The 26,185-nt window shown below is 66.5% G+C and carries 12 protein-coding genes; 1 reads left to right on the forward strand and 11 read right to left on the reverse strand.

All coding sequences use genetic code 11. The annotated features are described in order from the left end of the window. From QXZ85_RS03705 to QXZ85_RS03750, 10 genes are all read right to left on the reverse strand, one after another. Nucleotides 1-1,056, reverse strand: a complete 1,056-nt coding sequence (locus QXZ85_RS03705; RefSeq protein WP_315700754.1) for a PilN domain-containing protein — start codon at nt 1,054-1,056, stop codon at nt 1-3. Further along, nucleotides 1,046-1,984: a type II secretion system protein GspK gene (locus QXZ85_RS03710; protein ID WP_315700755.1), complete on the reverse strand. Its 939-nt coding sequence runs from the start codon at nt 1,982-1,984 to the stop codon at nt 1,046-1,048. The genes QXZ85_RS03705 and QXZ85_RS03710 overlap by 11 nt, the downstream gene beginning before the upstream one ends. Continuing rightward, nucleotides 1,981-2,733: a prepilin-type N-terminal cleavage/methylation domain-containing protein gene (locus tag QXZ85_RS03715; RefSeq protein WP_315700756.1), complete on the reverse strand. Its 753-nt coding sequence runs from the start codon at nt 2,731-2,733 to the stop codon at nt 1,981-1,983. The genes QXZ85_RS03710 and QXZ85_RS03715 overlap by 4 nt, the downstream gene beginning before the upstream one ends. Continuing rightward, nucleotides 2,730-3,215: a type II secretion system protein gene (locus tag QXZ85_RS03720; protein WP_316173400.1), complete on the reverse strand. Its 486-nt coding sequence runs from the start codon at nt 3,213-3,215 to the stop codon at nt 2,730-2,732. Before QXZ85_RS03720 ends, QXZ85_RS03715 begins: the two co-directional genes overlap by 4 nt. Then, complete coding sequence (locus QXZ85_RS03725) at nt 3,172-3,621, reverse strand: type II secretion system protein (RefSeq protein ID WP_315765891.1); 450 nt, start codon at nt 3,619-3,621, stop codon at nt 3,172-3,174. The genes QXZ85_RS03720 and QXZ85_RS03725 overlap by 44 nt, the downstream gene beginning before the upstream one ends. Continuing rightward, nucleotides 3,618-4,823, reverse strand: a complete 1,206-nt coding sequence (locus tag QXZ85_RS03730; RefSeq protein WP_315767339.1) for a type II secretion system F family protein — start codon at nt 4,821-4,823, stop codon at nt 3,618-3,620. The genes QXZ85_RS03725 and QXZ85_RS03730 overlap by 4 nt, the downstream gene beginning before the upstream one ends. Nucleotides 4,824-4,828: 5 nt before the next feature. Further along, complete coding sequence (locus tag QXZ85_RS03735; protein ID WP_315765887.1) at nt 4,829-6,547, reverse strand: GspE/PulE family protein; 1,719 nt, start codon at nt 6,545-6,547, stop codon at nt 4,829-4,831. 88 nt (nt 6,548-6,635) lie between these two features. Continuing rightward, nucleotides 6,636-7,274, reverse strand: a complete 639-nt coding sequence (locus QXZ85_RS03740; RefSeq protein WP_315700761.1) for an RNA polymerase sigma factor — start codon at nt 7,272-7,274, stop codon at nt 6,636-6,638. 263 nt (nt 7,275-7,537) lie between these two features. Further along, a complete protein-coding gene (locus QXZ85_RS03745; RefSeq protein ID WP_315767337.1) occupies nt 7,538-8,992 on the reverse strand; it encodes a tetratricopeptide repeat protein in 1,455 nt (484 codons plus the stop codon). Between the two features lie 77 nt (nt 8,993-9,069). Continuing rightward, a complete protein-coding gene (locus QXZ85_RS03750; RefSeq protein WP_315767336.1) occupies nt 9,070-11,265 on the reverse strand; it encodes a tetratricopeptide repeat protein in 2,196 nt (731 codons plus the stop codon). A 367-nt stretch (nt 11,266-11,632) separates the two neighbouring features. Between QXZ85_RS03750 and QXZ85_RS03755 the strand changes: the two genes are divergently transcribed. Next, the gene (locus QXZ85_RS03755; RefSeq protein ID WP_315700764.1) at nt 11,633-13,468 is read left to right on the forward strand and encodes a substrate-binding domain-containing protein; all 1,836 of its coding nucleotides are present in this window, start codon (nt 11,633-11,635) and stop codon (nt 13,466-13,468) included. A 551-nt stretch (nt 13,469-14,019) separates the two neighbouring features. On the opposite strand, the gene QXZ85_RS03760 is transcribed toward QXZ85_RS03755, so the two are convergent. Beyond that, nucleotides 14,020-26,082 (reverse strand): filamentous hemagglutinin N-terminal domain-containing protein, encoded by a 12,063-nt coding sequence (locus QXZ85_RS03760; protein WP_316173395.1) that lies wholly within the window; start codon nt 26,080-26,082, stop codon nt 14,020-14,022. Nucleotides 26,083-26,185 lie beyond the last annotated feature (103 nt).

A 26,185-nucleotide genomic window follows, 5' to 3' on the forward strand; every position in this document is an offset into this window, starting at 1 on the left:
TCAGCCTCCGGCCATCGTCGGATGCGGCTCGACGCGCGCCTCGATGTGAAAGATGAAACGGGCGCCATCGGCGCTGCGCGTGGTCGGTGCGTAGAAATGAACGTCCTTGAACTGGCCTGATTGTTCGAGCGGCGCGATCAGCGCGGGCGCGTCCGTGGCAATACCGGCGATCCGCACCGTCGAACCGTCGATGTTCAGCTCGGTCAGATAGGCGCTGTCGGGCAGCACCCGCGACAGCGCCTCGATCACGATCGCCGACACCAGCGAGGTCTCCTTCAGCGCCCATGCCCGTTCGGCGGCCGGCAGCGATGCGATCGACTGCGGCGAGTAAGTGCCTTTGACCTGGCGCTGCAGTCTGGCGATCTCTGCGACGATCTCGCCGCTCTCGGCATCAGCCGCCGCGGCCGCCATGAACGCCCAGACATTCAGGACCACGGCGAGGCCAACTGCCGCAGCCATCGCACCGCCGATGATCCAGCGCAGCCGGATCAGGCGTGTACCGTCGGCATCCGCAAGCCGCGACCACAGCGTGATGCCGTTGGCTGCTCCCGCCGATGCTCCGCCGGCGACGACCGCGTCGACGTGCAGGCCCAGTGCCGCCATGCGATGACGCGCGTCGTCGACGACCGCGCGCGGCGTGATCAGAACCCGGACATCGAGGTGATTTGGCTCGGCACTATCCTGGACATCGAAGCCGTAACAGGCCTGGGTTGCGCGCCAGGGCGAGAGCCGTTCGATCTGGTTGCGAACGATGCCGGGCAACAGTTCGCGGGCCTGCGCAGGCACGCTCATGCGGCGCGAGACGATCTCCTCGCTGCCGAGCTCCAGCATCACGAAAGCGCGCTGCGCCGAGCGCGCAAGCTCGCCCGGAAGGGCGGCTCCCGGCGACAAGGCGCCGGGCCAGGTCTGCTGCGTCCCGTCGCTCTGCCGCACGATCAGATCGTCATCGTCCTGACGAAGCTTGAGCCAGTTGCGGGCGCGGCGCCGGTCGCGCCAGCCAAGCCAGAGCCGCGCGAGATGATCGATCCAGGCCTTTGCGATCGTCTCAAGGTCCATCGGTATCCCCCGACACCATCGCGGCGTCTCGCGCAACGCGCCGTCCGCCAGGATTCCAGGCCAGAACACGATAGGGCTGTTTGTCGCCCTTGAGCAGGACGATGAAAGCCCTCGCTTTGACCGAATATCCGTCCGTGGTGCGCGCCGCGAGCTCGACCGAGATCACCGATCTCTGCTGAACCTTCAGATATTGCTGGGTGCGGCCAAGCAGAAAGCCGAGCCGCTCGCCATCCACCAGCGGCGTCCCGCGCGTCGCAAGAAAGCTCTCCATGCGGGCTTCCTCAAAGAACGGCAGCGCCCTGATCACCGCGACTGGGGCGGTCAAGGGGTTCACAGCCTCGCTGCCATAGACGGTGATCAAGGGCGCCATCGCCGTGATCCATTCCAGCCGTATGCCGGGCACCGCGGCGAGCTGCCGGATGTCGCTGAACGGCGACTGCGCTTGTGGAGCGGTAGGCTGCTCGGGCTTCTTGTCAACCACCGACCGCTGGCGCTGCGCGCCGTCTGCGGGCGGCGCAGCGTGATCCTGATCGCGCAGCGCCACGATGGCCTTCGCCAGAGCGTCGGCCTCGTCATCATCGGCGCCGACATGGCGCAGCAGCGAAGCCAGCACGTCGGCAGGCGCCCGGCCGATATCGATGCGGCCGGTCTCGTCGCCGACACTCACACGCACCTCCCCGGTCGGCAAGGTCACGACGGTACTGCGCGCGGTGAGCGGCGCATCCTTGAGCGCAGCGGACATGCCGGCCGCGACCTCCAGCCCGGCGCTGAGCAGCACATCGGCCTGGACACGGTCGCGGTCGATCGCCACGATCCCGGCAAGGCTGCGGAAGGTCATCGACGTCGCCATCACCAGCACCGAGCAGAACGCAATCGCCCACAGCACGGCGAACAGAACCATTCCGCGCTCGCGATCCCGCACACTCATCCACGCGCTCCAGCGGGCTCAGTCCTGGGTCGATCCTGCTTTGGCGCAGCCTGCGTCGGCGCGCCTGCCTTCAGGCAATCGGCGCTCGCATCGGCCTGGGCGCAGCCAAGCGGCGCGTCGGAGCGCAGCCGGAACGCAAGACCCGGAAGCAGCTCGGCGCCGCTGGCCCGATCCCGGATCGTGAGCCGAACCAGCCGAGGCAGCAGCGGCTGGCTGCGCCAGCTGTCGCTCCAGATCAGATTGCCGTCGGCTCCGAAGCTGCCAAACGCGAAAGCGATATCGACATTGCCTTCGATCAGATCGATCGGGTCGCGTAGGGCCAGGCTCTCGAACAGCGTACGCGGCCCGGACCACGGCGCGCGGCGTCGGATCAGATGAGCAGTCCCCTCGACATCCTCGACCGTGAGACTGACCACCTCCTCACCTTGCGGTCCGGCAGCAACCCCACCCGCAGCGATGAACCTCAGCTGCCCCGGCTCGCCGACAAAGGCCACGCCCGCCTTGGCGTCGCGCCCGCGCGGAAGCTGGCGCGCCGACCCCAGATCCGCGCCGATCCGCTCCGCCGCCAGCAGCAGCTGATCCGCTTTGCCCGCAAGGCCGGTGCCCCGATCGAAGTTGAGCGCGACATTGTGGATCAACGCCGCCACGCCCGCGATCACCGCCGCCCCGATGGCAAGCGCCGCCAGCACTTCGATCAGGGTAAAGCCGTGCTCGGCTTGGCGGCGCGCGGGAAGCCGGAGGATGATCATTGATCTTCCCCAGGCAGGCCCAGCTGCAATGTGTCGGCAGTGACCGTTCGCCCCGGCGCCCAGGACACTGTCGCGGTCAGGTGATAGGCGATCCAGTTCGGGCGCTTCTCGACGGGTGCGTCCGGCTTCGCGGTCTTGGCCGGGACCAACTCAGCCTTCGGCGGGATCATGGCGTCGATGAACATCGGCTCCGCGGTGATGCGCCAGCGCATGCCGCCGGTTTCGCCGTCGCGAGGTCCCCGCGAAAGCGCGACACGGTCCGGCGGCGCGTCGAGCAGGGAGCGCAGCAGCGCCTGCGCCGCGATCCGCCCGTCGATGCGATCGGCAATGCGGCGCGCGTGGAACAGCTGAGGCCCCAGCACGGAGACGAAGGCGAGCAGCAGCGTCATCGCCACCAGCGCCTCGATCAGCGTGAACCCTGCGCGAGCGGCGCGGCGTTCATTGAAGATCGACCGCGACGCGGCCGTTGTACCAGGAGACATCGACCTCATAACGCACCTTGTCCCAGGAGAATTTGACCGCGGCGCCGGTCGAAGCGCCATCCGGCTCGAACCGCACCACCGCCTGCCGTCCCGCCCACGTTTCGTCCACGCCGACCACATCGACCACCACGTCGCGCGGAATCGCGATCACCCCGCTGTCTCCGACGAGCGTACGCGCGCTCGTATCGAGCGAGATGCGGCGGCTGCTTCCGGTGAGCACCGCCACGAGACGCTCACGCCGCATCATCGCGGCCGTCTGCAATGTGAGCGCCTTCAGCCGGCCGCGGCCGGTGCCGGGCAGCAGCACGCCGACCAGGGAGGCCAGCATGGCGATGATCACCATGACCGCCATCATCTCGATCAAGGTCGAGCCGGCGCGCGGATCGGTCGTGATGGAGTCCGTCATTTGGCGAGCTCGGTGATGCTCAGCAAAGCGCTCATGATGGAGACGATCAACGAGCCGATGCCGATACTGACCAGGATGATGGTGACCGGGCCGATCGCACCCATCATGCGATCGAGACCGATGGCGAGCCGCTGCTCGTAGAACTGCGATGCGTGCTGCGCGATCGCCGAAAGGTCGCCGGTCTCGTCGCCGACGCGGAGCATGCGCACGGCCAGCGGCGGCACCAGGTCGCTGTCGGCCAGCGCCTCGATGAAGCGGCGGCCGTTGCGGACCTGCTCATGCACCTGCTCGACCGCGGCGACATAATCGGGCTCGCTCACGACGTCGCGCAGGATCTTGAGCGCGGCCGGCAGCGCCACGCCGTTCTCCACCAGGAGCCCGAGCGTGCCGATGAAGCGCGCGGCGCGCCGATCGTGCATCAGCCCGGCAATTCCCGGCAGTGCCGTGAACGTGGCCATCAGTCGCGCTCGCGCCGCCGGCTGCCGCAGGACGAGCCAGCCGACCAGCAGCACGCCGGTGCCGACGCCGAGCAGCAGGTCGAGATGGGCGCGCAACCAGGTCGAGGCGGTGAGCGCGAATGCCGCCCCCGCATTCAAATGGCCCTGCATCTCGCTGAAGATGGGCTCGAACTGCGGCACCACGTAAAGCAGGAAGAAGAACAGGATCACGATCGCCGCTCCGACCAGGAACAGCGGATAGCGGACCGCGGTGGTGATCCGTTGCGACATCTGCTCGCGCCGGGTCCGGTCCTCGACGATCGCGCGCAGGACGATTTCGAGCTTGCCCGACGCCTCGCCGGCCCGGACCATGGCGATATACATCGGCTCGAGCAGCGCGGCCTGCCGCTCCAGCGCCTCGGCAAAGCCGTCGCCGCCGGACACGGCGGAGCGAAGGCCGCCCGCAAAGCGCGCCACCGACTTGTTGGTATCGTCCTCCAGCGTCTGCAGCGAGGCTTCGAGATTCAATCCGGACCGCAGCAGGAGCGCAAGCAGCCGCAGGAACGTCGTCAGCTCGCGACCGCCGAGCGATCCTCGGCTGACGATATTGGTTCGTGTCACGCCGCCGCCGGCGATTTCCGCCTCGACCGGAAGGTGGCCGAGATACTCGATCCGCCGCAGCACCTCCTCGCGCGAGGGCGCCTCGACGTCGCCGAGGATGATCTCTCCGGCCCGGGTCAGCGCGCGGTAGCGATAATGGGGCATGACCGCTACAGGCTCGTGGTGAGGCGAAAGATCTCGTCGAGCGTGGTCTGCCCGGCGCGGAGCTTGATGATGCCGTCCTGCGTCATCGTCGTCATGCCTTCGCGACGCGCCGCGGCTTCGAGATCGCTGGCGTCCGTCTTCGGACCGATTGCACGCCGCAGCGCGGGGCCGATCTCCATGATCTCGAACACGCCCTTGCGGCCGCGAAAGCCGGTGAAGCCGCACCACTCGCAGCCCTTCGGCCGGCAGACGGTCTCCCCCGGTTCGATGCCGAGCGCGGCATAACGCTCGTCGGCGGCGATCTCTGCAGCCGTCAGGCGACAGGCCTCCTTGCAATGGTCGCAGAGGATGCGCACCAGGCGCTGCGCCACGATCACCCGCGCACAGGAGGCCAACAGAAAACTTTCGATTCCCATGTCGATCAGCCGCGTGATCGCGCCGGCTGCGGTGTTGGTGTGCAATGTCGTCAGCACCAGATGCCCGGTAAGCGCGGCATGCACGCCGATATGCGCGGTTTCGGAATCCCGCATTTCGCCGACCATGATGACGTCGGGATCGAGCCGCATGAACGAACGCAGCGCCGATGCAAAAGTCAGTCCGATCGCAGGATGGACCTGGGTCTGGTTGATGCCGGGGATCTGGTATTCGACCGGATCCTCGATGGTCAGGATCTTGCGCGTCGGCTCGTTGATGACGGCGAGCGACGCGGCGAGCGTGGTGGTCTTGCCGGAGCCGGTCGGCCCGGTCACGATGACCATGCCATAAGGCGCGAGCAACGCCTTGCGCAGGATGGCTTCGTCGCGGGGGCTGAGCCCGATCTGGTTCAGCGCGGCGAGGCCCGAGCCCTTGCGCAACAGGCGGATCACGGCGCACTCCCCATGCATGGTCGGCATGGTGGCGACGCGCAGATCGATCTCGGTGCCGCCGACCGCGATATGCGCCCGGCCGTCCTGGGCCAAACGGCGTTCGATAATGTTGAGGCCGGCCAGGATCTTCAGACGCGACAGGATGCCCTTGGCCATGCTCATCGGCGGCGCCGGGACGTTCTTGAGCATGCCATCGACCCGCAGCCGCACCTGCAGGCCTTCGCCGTTGGGCTCGATGTGCAGATCGGTCGCGCGCTGCTCGGCCGCCATTCGAAACAGATCGTCCAGCGCGCGCACGACCGGCGCGCCGCGCGCGAGGTCGCGAAGGTTGTCGAGGTCGTCCTCACCCGCATGCGAGCTGGCCTGCGGCGCAGCCTGGCTCTGCTCCGCCTCAAGTTGCAGCGACAGCGCCGCATCGATATCGTCGGCGGTGGCCACCGCCAACACCACTGGCTCGCGCAACGCGATTTCGATCGATCGCAGCGTTTCGTCGTCGATCGGCGCGGCCACGGCCAGCTTGAACGCGCCGCCTGCACTCTCATAAGGAAACAACCGGCCTTCCTTCAGGAAGCGCATCGACATGTCGCCGCCGGCAAAACGGTTCTGCGTGAGATCGTCGCGCTTCACCCGGCTGCAACCGTAGAAGCTTGCGAGCTCATCGGCCAGCGTCGATGCCGTGAGCTTGGTCAACGCACTCCAATCGGGCGGCCCGGAGAGCCCATCGCCTTGACGGGACGCCCGCGCGACCGCAGCGCCCTGCCCGTCGCGCAACGCACCTCGCGCGGCGAGATGCGTCATGAAATCGGCCGGCAGCGGCCGCGGCATTGCAAGCTTTCTCTTCTGCGCAGCCAAGCTCATGCGCGTCCGACCTCATGGCCCCAACGGGCGTGCCGGCACCTTCCGGCCAGGACATCCGGGCGAGGATTCCCAGCCGAGGCGCGCAAATTCACAACGGCTCGTCCGGCGTTGCCGCGCACGACTGATCGCCGATAGCAACTGTCCGGGTCCAGTACACTGCACGGAGCGCGCGACCTTGCTGATAGACGTGATTCCGGGGCCGGAGCGGCGGCGAGTCCTGCGTCGTCCGTTCGAGGCGCGCCGCGCAATGGACCAACGCCTGTTTGAGCTCCACCTGCACGGTCCGGACGCTGACGCCGAAGCGCAGCGCCGTTTCCCGCAACGGCACTTCGTCGACAAAGGTCGCCATGAACATCTCGCGGCGGCGGGGCGGCATTTCCGAAATCACCCGCTTCAGTGCGCCGATCTCGGAACGCGCCTCGATCACCCGATCGGGTCCCGGCTTGTCGTCCACCATCTCGAACACTGCATCGCCTTCCGATACGGTGCGACGACGACGTTCCGCGACGCGCCGATTGCTGACGATGCTCAGCGCAACCCGAAACAGATATGCCTTCAGATCGCGGACCGGTCCTATTCCCGTCGCGTTCGAAAGGCGCAGGAATGTATCCTGAAGCGCCTCGTCCGCCAGCTCCGCAGAACCGGCACGTCGCACCAAGCGCGATCTGAGATCGTCGTAGCTCGCGACGAGAAGGCTGAGCAACGCCGCTCGATTGGTGTCGCTCATAGCTGGGACCCCATCCCCGGCCGCAGCGTTCTACTCGCTTGAGTTCAGCCGCGCTGTTCATAACCAAAGTTGATGACATAGCAATGAACTCAACCGCGGAAGCGACATCGCGCGATGCTCGCGACCGCCAACACATACAACGCACGATGAGTGATGCATCGCGCGATCGACTGGACTGTACGGCCACAACAGACACAGGCCCCGCGCCTCGTCGCAAGACGGCACTCGCAGGCCCTGCATTAGTTGCGCGAACTACACGCATGTTACGGCGCTCCGCTTGCCTCGCACGCGCGTACAGAGCGCGCGCGTTCCACACCGCTTTGCGCGTCGGTATCGCTCGGATCGAGAGCGAGCGCGGCGCGAAACGCGGCTTCCGCGTCGGCCGGCCGGCCAAGCCCCAGATACAACTCGCCAAGCGCATGATGGGCGCTCACGCACCTTCGATCGAGCGCGAGCGCGTGCTTCAGGCTGATCTCGGCCCCTTGCGAATTGCCGCGCGCGGCACAGGTCCGGCCCAGGCCTTCGTAGAACCGCGGCGACTGCTGCTGATTGATCCTGGTCGCCGCGAGAAAATGCGTCATCGCGCCGTCGAGATCGCCGAGTTGCCGCAGCGCCATCGCATATTGCGCGTGCGCCAAGTCGCTGTCGGGAAGGAGCTCCAATGCTTTGCGATAATGAACCCCCGCCTGCTCGAACCTGCCGCCGGCCATCAAGGCATCGGCGAAAGCGATCCGCGCCGGCGCGAGCCCGGGCGCCAGGGTTACGGCAGATTGCAACAAGATCTGCGCTCGCGCGACGTCGCCGCGCGCCAGGGTGATCGATCCGAGATTGCACAGCGCGTTGACGTGAGCCGGATCGATCTCGAGAATGCGCTCGAAGAACCGCCTCGAACGCGCGATATCACCGCCGCGATGGTGGCGGCAGCCTTCCATGAACAGGGCCTCGCACAGCGTGGCGCTGGCGACACGCGGCGTCGCAGTCATCCGCAGCGCTACGGCCGTCACCGGATCGGTCCCCCGGTCGGCGTTGGCGGCCATATCCACGGCGCCTGCAGCCTCTTCGGCGCCATCGGCCGGTTCGGCAGGTTCGTGCGCGATCCGAAGCAACGCCTCATGGTCTGGATGGCGCGCCAGCATCTCGTCCAACAGCGCCTTGGCATCTTCGCGCCCGCCATGCGCGTCGAGCAATTCTGCCAGCGCCGCAGCCGCAGGCGCCTCGGCCGGTTCGGGCGAGGCCGTGAGTCCGTCGCGAAAGGCGGCGACGGCAAGATCGGGCAGGTCGGAGCCGGCCAAGGCGCGCGGCAGGCCGAGCCGCGCCGCGGCGTTATCCGGCTGCAGCGTCAAGGCAGCGGCATAGGCCGCCAGCGCCTGCGGATATTGCCCCGACTTCAACAGCAGCCCGCCGAGATTGGCGTGCGCGTCCGCGTCGGCGGGTTCAAGCCTGATCGCCTCTTCCAGGAAATCGAGCGCGTTCTCGTCCTCGCCGCGATACAGAGCGATCACACCGCGCAGGTGCATGACCCGCTGCCGGACCACGAGCTCCTGCTCCATGGTTTCGAGCAGCACATCCGCACTGTCGAGCTGACCGTTGCGGAACAGCGCGAAAGCGCGGTCCAACACGGCTTGCGCGAATTCGGCCTGGCGCTCGGTCGAGGCCTGCTTCAGCATGGCCGCCGCGGCTCTCGATGCCTGCGCCTCAGAGGTCTCCGCTCCCGCCATCACCACGTCCCTTCCGTGCCCGCCTCACAAACAGTTCAGCAGCCGTGCGCCCCCAAACGAAGCTTCAGAGGCCGGCGTCAGGCGGCGCTGCGCGCGGCGCACCACTCGGTCCAGAGCTGCATCAGGGCGCGCGACAGATTGTCGGCAAAGCGCGGCGCGTCGCAGAGCGGCGACGCCGCCACCCGTTCGCGCAGAGAGCGGCGAAGCTCCGCCAGTTCACCGCGCCGTCGCGCCCATTCGACGGCAAGCGCGACATAATCGTCGACGCTCGAGGTGCAGAACTGGCCGAGGCCCGCGGCAGTCAGATGCGTGGCCGAGTGACGACCGGCGAAAGTGTCGCCGGCGAAAGTCACCGTCGGCACGCCCATCCACATGGCTTCGAGCGTGGTGACGCCGGCCGAATAAGGAAACGGATCGAGCGCCAGATCGACCTCGCCATAGGCTTCGAGCAGCTTGGCCTGCTCGCTCTCCCCGACGAGTTCGACGCGCTCGCGCGAAAGGCCGCCGCGCTCCAGCACGGCGTAGACGGCCTCGCGCGTAGAGGCCTCCCCGAGACCGCCATAGACCATCAGGATGCGCGAATCCGGTACCTCGGCGAGAATGCGCGCCCACGCCTTGCCCACCTCGGCGTTGAGCTTGGCCGGACGATTGAAGCAACCGAAGGTGAAACACGCGCTCGTCTCGCTCGGCAGCGACGCCACATCGGGCGCGCCGATCGGCGGCTGGTAGCAGACGTAGCAATCCGGCAGCCGGATCGCCCGCTCGACATAGCCCGCATCATGCTCCGGCGGAATCTCCACGGGATCGGCGATCAGGCCGTCATAGGTATCGAGCCCGACGGTGCCGACATAGCCGGCCCAGCCGAGCTGGATCGGCGCGGCACGACCGGCGAACAGGGACAGACGGTTGCCGGCGGTGTGACCGGCAAGATCGAACAGGATATCGACCCTATCCTCGGCGACCTGTCGCGCGAGCGCCGCATCGTCGATGCTCGACACGTCGCGCCAGGCGAGCGATATCGCCTTGTAGCGCTCGCTGAAATCGTCATCCTGAATCTTGCTGTCGGTCTTGTAGCAGAAAATCTCATAGCCGAGCGCGGCGAGCTGCTCGAAGGCGCGCAGGGTGAGGAACGACACCGCGTGCCGATGCAGGTCCGCCGAGACCAGACCGAGCCGCAGCTTGCGGGTCGGATCCGGCGGGTTGGCAAACGCCAGCCGGTCGTTCGGCATGCTGGGACGGTACAGCGCGGCCCAGCGCTTGTGCTCGCGCAACAGCTCCTCGCGGGTCACACCCGGCTTGTGCTGGAGCGCAAACAAGACCGTACCGGCGACCGCCGCATTTGCCGGATCGAGCTCGCCGGCACGCCGAAAGGCTGCGACGGCGTCCTCCACCCGGCCCTGGCCAAGGAAACCGAAGCCGCGCGCGATGTGATGCTCGGCCTGCAGCGGATCGAGCGCGAGCGCGCGGTCGACATAGCTGAGCCCGCGCTCGAACTGGCGCTGATTGATCAGGAAGTGGCCGTAGAGATATTGCGGCAACGCGACGTTCGGCGCGCTCTCGGCGGCGAGCTCGAACAGCCGCGCAGCCTGCTGGGGACGCTCTGCCGCGCCGAAGTTCATGCCGAGCTCGAGCATGGCCTTGTAGTTCTGGCTGTCGATGGTCGATGCGGCCTGCAGGTCCTCGACCGCCTTGTCGAACTGACCGTCCATCACATGAGCGAGGCCGCGGGTCCGATAGGCCTCGGCGTAGCCGGCATCGAGAGCAACGGCCTGATCGAGCGCCTCCAGCGCCTCCTTGCGCCGGTTCTCGGTGAGCAGCGCAAGGCCGAGGCTGTATTGCGCCAGCGGCATGTTCGGCAGCAGCCGCAAGCCTTCCTGCAGATAGGGGATGCCCTCGCGCGGGCGGCCGGTGCGCGCAAGACAGGTGCCGATCTCAGCCAGCGCCGGCGCATGCGTCGGCGTCACCTGCAGCTCCGCCATGAAGGCGTGCCGCGCATCGTCGAAGCGATCGAACCGGCACAGCGCCACACCCTTGCAGTAGTTGAAGCCGGGCTGATCGGGCGCAAGCCGCACCGCTTCATTGAATGCGCGTAGCGCCTGGCGCCAGCGCTCCTCCCGTGCATGCGCGATGCCCTGCTGATGCAGCTCCTGCGCACGCCTCACATTGCCCGAAGGCCCCGAATGATGACCGCCATACGACAGCGGGCGGGCCAACAATGCATGACCGCCATGCTCCACGCGAATCGCAAGTCGCCCGCTCGAATTGTCTTCCATGTGGAAGCCCCGCCTCACCGCCACTTGCGCAAAGGTTGCATATTAACGACTAAGCAACACGATCGCGCCGCGTTTCCATAGATCACGTCAGGCGGTATTGCCAAGAGCTTTTTCAAAATAAGGCTAGAAATATTCTCTGCGCGAATCTCATCTTCGAGTTGTCTATGAGACGTTAGCCAATCATCGACGAACGGAAACATTCCTTCGGTGCAGGAGATACTTAGGCCTATTTTAGATATATCTATTAGGCCTATCAAAAAACGACAAATAATACATCAGACATCCTGATGTTTACTTGTCGATCTCATGACGACGGAGTGACGCCGCAGCGCCGATGGTTACAACCCTCGAGATGAGTGAGATGAACATGCAATCGACTACCAAGTATCTGCTCGGCACGTCGTCGGCGCTGGTGCTGTCGGCCGCTGCCATGCTCTCGGCCGTTCAGCCGGCCAACGCGCAAGCGACCAACGGCCTCTACTTCGGCGGCAGCACGCTCGCCTCCGAAGCGTTCCGCCAGATCTTCGACTGCTACACCGGCGCGACGGTCGGCAATGACGGCTTCAGCTTCTCGGCGAGCTTCAATGCGGCCGGCCCGACCCCGGGTCTGCTGCCGGCGGCTTGTGCCGGCGTCGACACCACCGTCCAGGGCATGTATGCCGGCGTCGGTTCGGGCAACGGCTTCCGCGGCTATATCAGCAACACTCCGTCGCAGTGGTACAGCGGCAACGTGACCGCGGGCTCCGTCGTCGCGACGCCGTTCCCGGCCGCCCAGCCGCCGTACGTCGACACGCTCAACTCGACCAATTTCGGCAGCTATCCCTATCCGCGCGTCGACGTCGGCCTGTCCGACTCGCCGCTGGCCTCGACCCTTGCGGCGCTGACCACGGCGGCGTTCAGCTTCACTCCGTCGGCCAATTGGGCCAGCGGCGGCGCCACTGCGACCACCCAGGTCGCCGTCGGAAGCAGCAGCCCGGTGAGCTTCAACGTGGCTGCCTGGGGCAACCCGGTCCAGTTGCCGGCGTTCGAGGTTCCGGTCGCGATCCCGGTCAACGTCAACAGCACCCTGCTGACCATCAACTCGCAGATCAAGTCCGGCGGCGCCATCGTGACCGGCGGCGCGATCCAGCTCTCGAGCGCCCAGCTCTGCGCGATCTTCTCGGGCCTGGTCACCGACTGGAACAGCGTCGCCACCATCCCGACGCTTTCCAGCACGGGCACCGTTGTGAACCAAGCGTTCAACTACACCAACGTCGGCAACGGCGTCGGGACCGCGCAGCCCTACGCCAGCGCCTCGCTGCCGATCTCGGTGGCGTACCGCTCGGACGGCAGCGGCACCAGCTTCATCATCACCAACTACCTGAAGGCGGTCTGCCCGCTGATCGACCCGACCGACACCTACAAGTACAAGTCCATCTTCGGTGCTGCGAACCTGCCGAGCACCAGCTTCTCGAACCTGATCTCCAACATCGCCGCGGCCCGTGGCAACGGCCCGTGGAACGCAGCATCGACCGTCGCTGGCGCCTGGGCCGGCAGCAGCGGCAGCGGCGGCGTTCAGGCCGCGGTCGGCACGGCCGCGGCGCAGGCGGGCCGCATCGGCTATGTCAGCGGCGACTTCGTCAAGCCCTATGCGATCGCAACCAACGCGCCGTATGCGGCATCGGTGCAGAACGAGGCCCAGCGTATCGCAGGCGTGACCACTCCGGCCACTGCGGCGACCACGCTGACCTTCATCCCGCCGACGCCGGCGGCGGTGGACCTTGCCTGGGGTGACACCCGCCTGACGCCTCCGTCAGCTACGTCGACCTGGGCGAACTGGAACGTCTACGGCATCAACTTCGCGTCGACCGAACCGCTCCATGGCGGCGTCGCGGTGGCCGGCCTCTCGGTTCTGCCGCTCACCAACCAGACCGGTGCCTATCCGCTCTCGGGCACCACGTTCATGGCGACCTACAGCTGCTATGGCAACGCGACCAATGGCCAGAACCTGCTGAACTTCCTGAACTGGTACTATCAGTATCCAACAAGCGATGTGAACGTCAAAAACATCCTGAACAACAACAGCTTCTCGCCGCTGAATAAGCAGTGGCTGACTGCTGTCCAGGCCGTCTATCTGACCCCGGGCACGGGCGTCGCCCTCGCCCTCGCCTCGGGCGGCAGCGCGGACGGTTGCACCGGTGTCACCGGCGGCGCCAATCCGTGATGCGTGACGATGCAGGATCGGATGACTGCGCCTGATCCGGCATCTCAGCTCTGACGACAGCGACCGGGCGTCTCATCCGAGGCGCCCGGTTTTTCTCTTAATCTCCAAATACGGCGAGACCGCACTGGACAGAAAAGAAGTCGGAAGGTCCAGGTGCCGGCCTACAGCCCGGTTCCCCTCGAGCGCAGCTAATCCGTAATGCGATCGGACGTGGCTCCGGTCATCCGCGACAACAGGCTCCGCGAGCCCGATCCGGCCCGGGCGTGGGCGGTCCAGAGCCAGCATCTGCAAGCCCAGCAGTAAGCTGGCGCCAGCGCGATCGCAGCAATGCAGCCGGCAGTCAGGTCGACGGTTGCCGCACGTCATCACCCGTGATGGGTCATCACGTGGGACGGCGGCGTGATCCGCGCGTCGTCGCCGGATCGCGCCGCTCTCTCCGATGCGTTGCCCGCCGCTTCAGAGGGACAGGGAGCGCGCCGACGTCACGGATACAAGCAGATGCGACTGCGTAGCCTGAGTGCGGCCGACTCATAAGGCTGCCGCATCGTGCTTCACGGCTGCGGCTGTCCGCGTCGGCGCCCATCGTCCTTGTCGGCCGGCTTGCTCGCAGTGCCTCCGGCCGGAGGCTGGGTATCGAGGCTGGCGCCGCCGCTTCCGCCGCCATAGCCGACCACCTCGACCATGATGATCGACGGCCGGTCGTTGGACTGCGGCTGCGTCACCGGTGCGGCCTGCTGGGTCGCCGCGGTCGCGTTGGAGGCCGAGGTCAATGCCGCCGTGTTTGGCGGCGGCGTGAAGCTGAGGCCGGTGACCGAGGTCGCCTGGACATTGAAGCTGTTGAGCACGGTCAGCGCGGCCAGGGTGACGCTGGTGCCGCGCAGGCCCGCGGAGCCGAGGTCGATGGTGCCGTGCGGCGCCACCAAAGTGACGTTGCTCTTGCTCGGATCCTGGCCCGGCAGGGTCAGCAGCGCGGCGATGCCGGCGCCGGTGACCAGGCCCTGCGGATTGACGTAGCAATAGCCGTCCATGGTGCAGATCTCGCCGACGGCCGGGCTCGAGGCGTAAGTCTTCGGCCCGGAGCCGGCGCTGATGTCGCCATTGGCGACGAACACGCCGATGTCGCCGCCCTCCTGTGTCATGATGCGGCTCTGGTTCACCGCGACGGAATCGTCGGTGAAGATGCGAATGTTGCCGCCGCCGAGCGTCAGGATGCCCTCCTGGCTCGGCGACAGCACGTCGGTGGAGCTGTGGCCGACGGTAATGCCGCCGCCGGGGCCGATGATGTTGACGTCGCCGCCCTTCTGGGTCTCCAGCACCGACGAGGCGACGTTCATCTTGCCGGTTGCGACCTTCGCCGCCGCGCCATTGGCGCCGCCCGTAGCGTTGTCGGTGTAGCCGAGAGCGGCGGGGAACAGGGTCGAAATGGCAGCATAGGCGCGCGCGTACTTTCCAGCATACTGGCTGGCCGGATCCTTGGCGTCCTTGCCGACCCGGATCAGCAGATCCAGCAACGCGCGGTCGACCAGCAGATGCTGCCGCGTCGCCGACAAGCCCTGGAAAGTGGTCCAGGCCTGGTCACGCGACTGGCCCAGCGCGGCCGCGATGTCGGCGAGGAAATCGATGCCGCCGCTGCCGGCCCGGGCCGGATCGACGTACTGCGCGATCGCTGCCGCATAGTCGATACCCGGCTTGACGCCGAACAGGATATCGAGCTCGGCGCCCTGCGATGGGAGATAGTGCTTGACGGTCGCAAGAGTGCTTCCGTTGTTCGCCGCTGTCAGTGCGCTGCCGTCGCCGACCGTGAGGACGCCTTGCCCATTTGTTGTGAAGGGACCGAGGTCACGTCCAGCCTGCAGCAGGAGGGTGCCGGGACCATAGAGCAGGTAGTTGCCACCGACCAGATCGTTGCCGGCGACGATGCTGGTGATGTCGCCGGCATTGTTATTCTGGCCGGTAAATTGGAAGCCTGTGATCTGCGGACCACTGCCCGTTGTCGCCACCACGTTTCCCGTAGCCGTGGCCGCGTAGATGTTGTTGCCAGCCTCGATCCGCGCCGGCTTGATCAGCGTCATGTTCGTGGGGACGGTCGTGGCGGGGTTGACCGCGTAGATATCCTTCCCTGCGGCGATGATCACCGGCTGCGGATCGTTGGCGTGCAGCGCCTCGGTCAAGCTGGGCAGCACCAGCCCGAGCGGGCTGATGTAGCTGGAGAGGCTGACTTGACTGTTGCCGACCACCTGGGTCGACGTCGTGACGAGGTCCGGCATGTTGAGCGAAGGCCCAAGAAAAATCGACTGTGCCGCGACGATACTAAGAGTGCCGGTATCGCTGCCGCTTCGGGTCGGAATCGGGACCAGGTTGGCCGCGGTTGCGCCGCTGAGATCGACATTGCCCTGCAGCGATACCACGTCGAGCGTGGCTGGCAGCGACAATCCTATTCTTGCTCCATTCGAGCTAAATGACGTGAGGGTGTGATAGAATAGACCACCCACGTTATTCTGGGTCGTCGTATCGATGGTCAGGGCGGTCACGTTGCCGGCAGTGCTCGCCAGTGCGATACCGCTGCCGGGACCGAACGTGGTGAAAAGATTGCCCCAGCCCGGTGCCAACGCCCCACTGCCGTTGGGCCAGAAGCCCAACGGCGCGCGCACGTCGCCATCAGACGGAAGGGATGCGGGATCATAGACCCCACCGAGAGTGATCGATCCACGCGCGGTGACGGTCACAAAGCCGTCCTGCACCGCCAGCAGCAGCGGCAGCGGGATTTGTCCGACGACGGCGGGGATGATGATGCTCGACCCCGGCAATGGCGCCACCTGCGACAACATCGTCTGTTGTTGGGTGATCGGATTCGACGGATCGACCTGGACCGAACCGCCGACCTGGATCATGCCGGTACCGCGGCCGACCAGGAAGTCGCTGCTCAGGAGGTCGCGGCCGGCCTTCACCACCAGATTGCCGCCGCCATAATAGGTAGCCACAGGGCCGATCAAATTGCCGCTGGCATCGCGGGCGCCGGTGCCGCCGCTGACCACCAGGGTTTCCGGCAAGGAGGCGCCGACATCGACGATGTCGGCGCCCGACGTCAGCGTGATGTTGCCGCCGCCGAGCGCGCCGAAGCCCTGGAAGAAGGTGTTGAAATTGATCCAGGCGGCCGTCTGGCAGTTCTTGGGGGCGGGGCAATTGACGGTGTTCGTAAATGGCGTCGCCGTTCCGTTCGACAAGCCGTAATGGATGTACCACGAACTCCAGAACTCGCCGGTCGGCCCATTCGGGATGCCGTACTGGCTGCCGGTGGAGTTATCGGTGGGGGTCTCGATGCCGATGATCGAGCCGCCGGCCGTCACCGTCACCGCGCCGCCGCCGCTCGACCAGGCCGGCAGGCCGACGAGGCCGTTCGGAGTGGTCTTGTAGAAAACACCGGCCGCAGGCACGGTGTAGCCAGCCGGCGTCACGACCCTTGCGCCCGCCGTATAGACGGCGCCGGGCGCCGCCTGGTCGATGAAGGCAACGTTGTCGGCTGCGGTCATGTCGATCGATCCGGTGCCGGTCCGGACCAGCGTGGGGATATAGATTTGTGTGCCAGAGACCGCCGCATCCAGATAGGTCGTATGCCCATTGATCAGCACGCTGCCGGTGGTGTTGCTGGCGGACGCCGGATCGGAGATCGCCACCACGGCATTGGGATTGGCCGAAGGCGTGGTGCCGAGCACAGCGCCGGCGACGAAGTCGTAGGAGAACGAGCCGTTGTTGGTCCCCTGCGTGATCGACATCAGGCTCGCCGCTGAGGTGGTGTTGAGGTCTCTGACGACCGCACCGGAAACCGAGGTCTGCGCCGGATTGTTGGCGATCAGGTTGGCGACCAGTCTGTAGCTCGTTGCGGCATTCTTGCTGAAGCCGTCGAACGGCTCGTAGAAGCCGTCGCTGATGGTGGCATTGATGGCGACGTTGTTGGCGGCGCGCAGCGCCAGCGTGCCGGCATCGCCGGCAAAGCCGCTCACGGTGGAGCGATAGGCCGGAGTGTAGCTCGTCAGCGGCACATTTCGGCTCGACGTCGGGACGCTCGCACTCGTCGGCACCATGCCGCCGAGATTCCAGTTGCTGGCGACCGTAATGTTGCCGCCGTTGACGGCCGTCGACGGATTGACGAGGGCGATCTCGGGCCGCAGGTGCAAGGTCGAGCCCGGCGTCAGGCTCTGCGCCGCCGCGCCGGGCGCCGTCGTCCTGATCGTCGCACCGGACAGGTCATAGCCGGTCAGGCTGGTCTGCTGGACGAACTTGACCAGCGTGTTCTGATAGAAATCCAGATGCGCCAGATAGGCGCCCGCGGCCGCGGTCGCATTCCCGGTCGCAGCGTTATAATACGAGGTCGGATAGATGCCCGTCGAGCCGGTCACGGCGGTCGGAGTGACGACCTGCGTACCCGCCCCATTGAAGAAGCCGGCGGGATCGATGATGCCGTCGAAATGCTGGTCCATCTGCGCTTTTTGCGCCGCGCTCAGCGCGTTGTACTGGGCGACCGTGGTGATGGAGCCGCAGCCGGCTGCAATCAGCGAGCATCCGTCCGTGGTGCTCCACACCGCATAGGCATCGAGCACCAGCCCGCCGCCGCTCGGCTGGCCGCTGGCACCCGCGCTGGTGGCGATGGTGCCGTGGAATTGCGCATTGAAGCCGCCGCCGGCCAGGATCGGTGCGCGCAGGATCACCTGCCCGCCGGTGTTCGAGATGTTGGCGCCACCGGGGCCGCCGCTGACATCCAACGTGGTGTTGGCGGCGACCGAAATCGCGCCCGAGGATGTCACGTTCTCATAGCCATAGGTCGAATTCAGCGAGCCGTCTGCCGCCGGCGTACCCGAGGTGCCGAGCTTGATGATGCCGCCATTCTGCACCAGCAGCGAGCTGCCTTTGGCGTAGTTCGGATTGTTCGGATCATCTGCGACCCAGGCCGCAGTCAGCCGCGTCCCGGCCCCGATGCTCACGCCGTTGGAGCCGTAGAGCGAGATCTGGCCGTTGAGGCCGCTGGCATCGAGCACCGTGAGCTGGTTGGCGGGGTTGCCGGCGTCACCGCTGCCATAGACCTGCACGCTGCCGTTCTCGGCATCGAGCATGATCTGCCCGGCGTTCAGGGCCAACGCCCGCGTACCGGCAACATTGCCGATCACGATGTCGCCCTGTTGCAAGGTCACCGCGACGCTGCCGGTGAAGCTCGTCGGCAGCACGCTGCCGGCCTCGAGCGTGCCGGCCTTAAGCGTGAAGTCGCCGCCGAGATCCTTGAAGGCGGCGTGCCCGTCCAGCGAGCCGGCCAGCCTGACAACGCCTGGGGCCTGCATGGTCAGCGACCCGGCAAAGCCGATGCCCACGCCTGAGACGTCGACGCTCGCCCCGTTGTCGATCAGCACGTTGCCGGTGCTCGACACCAGCCGGACCTTGCCGCCCGGCGCATCCTTGACGATGTCGAGCACCGTGACCTCGGAGCCGGACGCACGGATCGAAGCTCCGTTGCCGAGCTCGACGTCGCCCGCGGTCGCGATCAGGCTGACATTGCCGGATAGCGCCTGGATCTTCGCGGTATCGAGGATCGATGCGGCGGTGATGGAGAGGGCGCCGCCGATATTGCTGGCGACGGCGGCAGGCGCGGTCCCCGCCCCTGTCATCAGGTTGACGGCGCCCGTGGTGGTGATGGACTGGGTCGCGCCGCTGTTGACCAGGAGCACCGGGGCCGAAAGCTGCATGTTCGCGGCGCCGGCATTGAGGCTGCCGGTCCCGCTGAATGCGATGGCCCGGCCGGCCTTGAGGACGACCTGGCTGACGCCGCCGATCGTCTTGGCGCCGACATCCTCCGTCAGGGTATCGCCGGCACTCAGCGTCAGGCTGCCGCTGCCCGCGCTGCCGGTCGCCGTGACGCCGCGGCTGTTGGCGAGGCGAATGTTGGTCGCATTGACGGTGGTCTGCCCGCCCTGGCTGATCAGGCCGGCACTATCGAAGATCAGGGTATTGATGGGGTTTGCAGGATCGGCGCCGACGATCAGATTGCCGGAATCGACGAGATTGATCACGGTCGCGCTGCGCAGCCGGACCGTGCTGGCACCGTTGAAGTTGGCGAGCACGGCCGGGTTCAGCGAGATGCCGGACGTGCCATTGCCGATGTTGATGACGGAGCCGGCGATCTCGTAGTTCTTGGCCTTCAGCGAAGCCGTCGCGTCGAGCGCGCCGCCGCCGCTGGTGTCCAGCGTCAGCGCGTTGCCGCCATCGATCACCGCACCGACCCCGATCGAGAACTTGCCTTGAGGCGATGCGGCGGGCGGCAGCGGGCCCGGACCGCCATATTGTCCCGGCAGGTAGGTCCGGGTCACATTCACCAGCTTGCCGTTGGAGACCCGCAGCATCGCGCCGTCGCCACTGACGCCGGCAGTGTAAGTTACGTTGCCAGCGCCGTCTTTCGTCGCCACCGGATTGGTGCCGAACGAAATGTCGCGACTGGTGCCGCCGGGCACAGCGCCTTTGGCTTGAATCACGCTGCCGGCATCGACGGTGAGGCCATTGCCGGACGTGACGCCGGGGATCTGGGCCAGCGAAACCAGGATCAGCTCCGGCCCGGTCAGGGCGTGCGCCGCGTCGGTCTTGACCTCGAGATTGAGCGCGGTCGCGGTGATGTTCTGGACGCCGCCCACGATCGATGCGGTGCCGCCGATCAGGACCGAGCTCGCGCCGAGATTGCTGATCTGGTCGGCGTCGAGCACGAGATAATTCGCCGATCCCGTGCAGCCCGGCGCGCTGCCGGCCAGGCAGTCCGCAAGCGGGAGCGCCTGGTCGGACGCCAGGATCACGATGTTGCTGCCGCCGATCTGCACCTGGCCGCCGCTGCCGACCAGGCCTGGCGCCAGATCGCTGGTGCCGGGGCCGAACAGGTTGGTGCCTGCAAGGTTCAGCGACTTGACGGCTCCGAGCACCAAGGTGCCGCCGTCGATCGGCAGCGGCGGCGGGGTCTGGCCGACGGCGATCGCCTGGTTGCGGAAGAACGTGGTGCCGGAGGTGACGTCGATGCGAGAATATTTCGACCAGACCGACTTCGACTGCACCTGGAACAGCGCCGATTGCGACGAGCTCGCGCCAGTGAGCGCGTTGCCAAGCTTGCCGACGACATATTGCGAGCCGTCGGCGCTCGTCGCGCTCTTGGTCGTGCTGGAGCTGACATTGCTCGCCACCTGGACGACGCGATAGGCGCCGGGCAAAGTCGCATACATGCCGGGCAGCAGCACATAGGTGCCGGCGGCGATGCCGCTGCCGCCGGCGATGGTCACGGTTTGCCCCGGAGCGATCGCGTTCGGACTGTTACCGGCCGTATTGAAATTCGAGCCCGGCGTCACGGTGACGCCGGAATAATAGGGATATTGCGCGAAAGTCGGATCATAGGCGCCGACCGGCGCTTCATAGGTCGGGACCAGGGCGTAGACCTGACGCCCGTCAGAATAGGTTGGTGAAGTGGCGCCGGTGGACACGTTCTGCTGATATGACGTCAGCACGTTGCGGGAACCGCCATTGCCGGCGACGAATTCGGTCGCGTAGATGTCGCCCCCACCGCTGAGGTCGAGCACCGCGCCGGACTGCGTGGTCACGTTGTTGCCGAACAGGCTGATCGACTTGCTCGGCGGCGCGGTCAGGATCGGCGGCAGGACATTGCCGCCGATGCTCGTAGGCACGCCGTAGTACCAGGTGGTGTCGTCGACCGTGACGCCATAGGGGATATCGAGTCCGGCGGCGGAGACCGAGGTGAGGCTACCCTTGCCCAGTGTGACGGTGTCGGTGGTCACGAATTGCGGCTTGGTGCCGGTACCGTCGAACAGCGCCGCAATTGCCGCAGGCATTGTGGTCGGCGTGCCTACGATCATTGTGCCGAGCGGCGCCCAAAGCGTGCCGTCCTGATTGATTGTCTTCGCGCTCAGCACCACCCCGCCTCCGGCGGACAGCGGCGCCGTGGCTTGACCGTTCGGCAGGATGGTCAGCGTGCTCGCGGAGTCGACCGTACCCGTGGAGACCAGCAAGAACTGTGTCCCGGTGACCGGATAGATCTCCGTTGCCTGCAGGGTCAGATTGCCCGACGTGACCAGCGCGCCGGCATTGACGATTTGGTTGGTTCCGACGAAGCCGTAATCGGAGGACAGTAGCCGAATGGCGCTGCTGCTCACGAAATTTGCGTTTGCGACGTTGTCCAGCGCGATCGAACGTTGCAGATCGATCCATTTGGCCGAGACGTTCAATGTGCCGTCGGCAAGCGACGGCGCCGTGAGCATTCCATCTACCCGCGAAATCCCAACCAAACGGGCATAGCTCGCCTTCAGATTGACCGTCGTACCGCCGACGCTGGGGATGCATGCCGTCGTGCCGCAACTCGGCGCGGTATACGCGGCCGCATCACTCACTCCCGCAGGCAGCAACCCGCCGCTATTCGGCAGCAGAACGACATGTCCATTGCCGGCGATCAGCGTCAGCGCGCCGGGCACGGACACATCGACCGAGCCGCCGAATGCGATGCTGCGATTCGCGGAGAGCGTGACGGAATCGAAGCCGCTGTTATTCAGGGTGTCGGCGCCGATGAAGGCGCCCGCCGGGCCTGCGCCGAGCGCCGGCAGGTTTGCGGCGACGATGCCGGCCGGCTCGATCACGAGCGAACCAGACCCGACCGCGACGCTCAAGCTGCCGCCTGTGGCCTGCGGCGCGCCGCCGGCCGCGTCGACCACGCTGGCGAAGTAGATTTTGTTGCCGCTAAGCTGCAGGCTGCCGCCATTGCTCCAGGCATCCTGCCCGCTATCGCGTGGCGAGAAGCGGACCAGCCCGCTCGCAGCGGAAACCGCAGATCCCCGCAGATCGAACTGCGCACCGGACTGCGCGATGATGCTGCCAGTGGTGCCGATCGTGGCATTGACCGTTGCGGTCAGCGTAACGGTGCCGCCGTCGAGCACAGTTCCAGTGGAATAGGCCACGACCTTGGGATTGGGCACGAAGGTGCCGCTCACATCGAGCAGCGCCGTCGAGCCGATCAGGATGTCACCGCCCGACACGTTGATGGTGCCGCCCGATGCGATGACGCTGCCGCGGATGTCGGCCGTCGTTGTCGCGCTCAGCGCCACGACGGCCTGCGGGTCTGCCTCGATGCTCGCGCCAACATCGAGCAGAACGCCCGCATTGGCCGAGGCCAGCGTCAGGCCGGCCGGCTTGCGCCAGCCATCAGGCAGCAGCCCAACCGAAGCATAGTTGCGTACCAGCGCCCCTGTCGGCGCCGCGAGCAGGTTGCCGTTCACGATCGCGTTGATCTGGCGCGGGGTCACATGCGTGCCGGACGTCACTTTGGCGCCGCCATCGGCACCATTGACGACGACCTGTGAGAAGCCGCTGGTGAAGAACGAATTCGGCAGCACCAGTTCGCCGGCATGCGCATCCGAAACCGCGTAGCTCGCTACTGCGGACGCGCCGGTGCCGGCCAATGCGGCTGCGGTCTTGCTCGACACGTAGGACGTCGCCTGCGTGGCCTTGCCATCGACGGTCACGGTCGGCACCTGCAGGGTCAGCGTGCCGCCGCCGTCGAGCCCGTCGGCATAGATCGTACTGCCGAGCACCACGCTCGCGAAGTTCGCCGGGCTCGAAGTCCCGTCGGCTCCCTGGGGACGAACGTTGAAACTATTGTTGCCGCCAGTCCCTGAACCCGGGGTCACAATCGAACCGTTGAAACCGCCGGCATAGGTCACGAGAGACAGGCTACCGCCTTTGCCGACCGGCAGCGCATCGGATCCGGTCTTCAGTTTGCCCGTAGTCCCGACATAGCCGCCGCCGGACACGTCGATGATGCTGCCCGCTGCCAACACGATGCTCTGCGTCGCGTCGGTGAACACGCCGGTGCCGGTCGACGGCCCATTGCTGGCGGCGAGCGTGCTGATGCTGACGCTGCCCCCATTGACGAAGCCGGCGCCCTGCACCTCGTCGCCCGACAGGCCGCTGTCGTTGACCCAGAGCCCGTGCACGTCGAGCACGGCCCGGGAGCCGATCACGACCGCAGCGACTGGCGGCGTCTGCGGCCGGTTGACGGGATAAGTGAAGCCGGTGAGCCTGATGCTGCCGGCGGGCGCCGACAACGTGCCATCGATGGTGGCCACGTTATCCAGCGTGATGCTGCCGCCCGCGCGCACGGACAGGGTCGCCCCCGTCTCCATGCTCAGCGTGTGAGCGCCCTTGATCGAGATCGAGCCAAGCGACAGGTTCGACAGCGAATCGGTAAAGATCGGCAACACGCCGTTCGCCAAGGTCGGCGACCATGTCGCGGCGGTCGCAAAGCTCACCCCCGCAAGGCCATAGGGATCGGCGCCAGCATTGGCCTGCGATTCCAGCGACACGTCGTATGCAGTGGCACCGGCGGGGGTCAAGGTGAGGCCCAGCGAGGCACCGCTCGGCATCTTGTCGGCAGCGGCGACATTCGACGATCCGGCCAGGGCGCGCTGGCGGCTTCCGGCGATCACGGTAGCCACGATGTCGCCGGCGAGGATCGGCGCCTGCGCCGTCACATTGATCGCACCGCCATTGGCGCCCGCGACGTAGCTGCGTTCGTAATGCGCCCCGCTGCCGGCCAGGCCCGCATAGGTCTCCGTGACGCCCCAGCGCGAATGATCGACCGTGAAGCCCGTGTAGACCGTGTATGACAGGTTCGGATCGGCACTGCCGATGTCGTAGAGCCGCCCGTTGGAGCCGAGCAATCGCGTCGTGGTGAGAACGCCGCCGGTATATTGCACATAGCCGCCCGAGACGTTGACGCTCGAGCCCGGCATCTGCACGACGTTCTTGGCCGACGAGGTAAAGCTGCCGCCCACCGTCAGGATCTGGTCGATGCTCTGCGGAATCAGGCCGACATAGCCGGACGCGTTGAGCAGCGGGGATCCGACCCATTGCAGGCCGTCGGCGCGGGTGCCGGTCAGCCGCGCATCGATGCTCACGGTCTTGCCAATCAGGGCGGCGGCCAGCGGCGTGTCGGCCACCTCGGCCTGGGTCACCAGGATGTCGATCTGGTTGACCGACATCGGCAGGGTCACACCGGCGATGCCGGAGACATCCACGGCGCTGCCGGCCTCGAGCAGAACGCTGCCACTGGTACCGTCGCCGCTGATGGTCAACGTCGCGCTTGGCGCCTTGATGAAGGCGCCGCCGAGGCCCGAACCGTGGCCCTGGACATCGACGCCGCCCAAAGCTTGGATCGTGAGCTGCGGCTGCAGCACGGTCTTGAAATAATCCGCGTTATTGGCGCCGTTCGCATTGGTGGGGGATGTGAGGGTCGATGTCGGCAGCGTGCCGCTGCTCTCGTCGGGCAGGATCGCGGTCAAGCTGTCAGCACCGAGCACGATATTCCCGGTGGTGGCCGTGATGCCGCTGGTGACCGTGCTGAGCAGGATCGAGCCGGTGCGCGTGGTGCTGGTGGTCGATACGATGGCGCCGAGCTGGTCGATCTGCCCGCCGGCCAGCGTGACCGCGCCATCATTGGAGATCAAGAGGCCGTTGGCGGCATTGGCGACGGGCGTGGTGCTGCCCTCGACGCGCACCTGCTGTGCAGTCTTGACGCCGACTAGGCTCGACAGCGGCGTCATCAGCGTGATCTGAGCGCCCGCAGCCAGAATGATCTGGCCGTTTTGCGTGGTGATCGCGCCGGCGTTGCTGACGCCGCCGGCGCCGAGCAGCGCCACATAACCGCCATCGCCACCGGAGCTCAGACTTCCGGTGGTGTCGATCCGCGCGCCGGCCTGAACCACGACCGTGCCGCCGCTCCCCTGCGAGAACACTGCGGCTCCTGCAACCTGATTGTTGAAGTCGGACGGAATGGTGTCCGAAAACAACCCGCTCTGGAGATACTGCTGATAATTGTTGCCGCTGAGATTGGCCGACAGGTCGAGCGTCGATGCGACCAGCGTATGCACATTGATCTGGCTGGTGCCGGTGAAGATGATGCCGTTCTGGTTGATGATGTAGACGGCGCCATCCGCCTTGATCGCACCCTGGATCTGGCTCGGCGCGATCCCCGGCGCGATCCTGTTCAGCGCCGACCAGTCGCGGTGGCCCTGCTGGTTGAACACGACCGTAGTATCGCGCGATACGTTGAAACTCTGCCAATTCAACAGCGCCTGCGACTGGGTCTGGTCGATGGTGACCGTAGTCTGGCCGTTGCCTTTGCTCTGGGTCGGGGTATTCGCGCCGACCCAGGTGGTGACGGGGTTGGCGACGCCCGGAGCGGCAAGGCCACTGTCCGGCACCAGCCCGCCGGCTGCCAACCCGCTTGGGATGGCCCCCTGCGCCGCCGCAGCAGCAGCGCGAGCCGCGCTCTGCGCCGCCTGCATGGCCTGGATCGCACTCAACGCCCGCGTCATCGATTGCTGACTGTTCTGCGCTGCCTGCTGGGCCTGTTGCGCCGCCGCTGCGGCCGCGGCTGCTGCGGCGGCGGTCGCCGACGACACCGGCCCGGCGCCTCCCAACGGACGCGCGCTCACTGCCGAACTCGCCGCAATCGCGATCGCAATCGTACTCACGCCGACGAGCAGCAAGGCACGATGTGAAGCGAAGCGGGTCCAGAAATGCGCAGGCATGCGGGGGCCTTTCGAAGCGACAACAAATCAGACCCACAGGCGCATCGGCCGGCGGCAGCCGGCCTGTGACGCAATCGACAGGCTGCGTCATCAGATCAACGTA

The sequence above is a fragment of the Bradyrhizobium sp. SZCCHNGR1005 genome (assembly GCF_032489995.1).
Classification (GTDB): domain Bacteria; phylum Pseudomonadota; class Alphaproteobacteria; order Rhizobiales; family Xanthobacteraceae; genus Bradyrhizobium.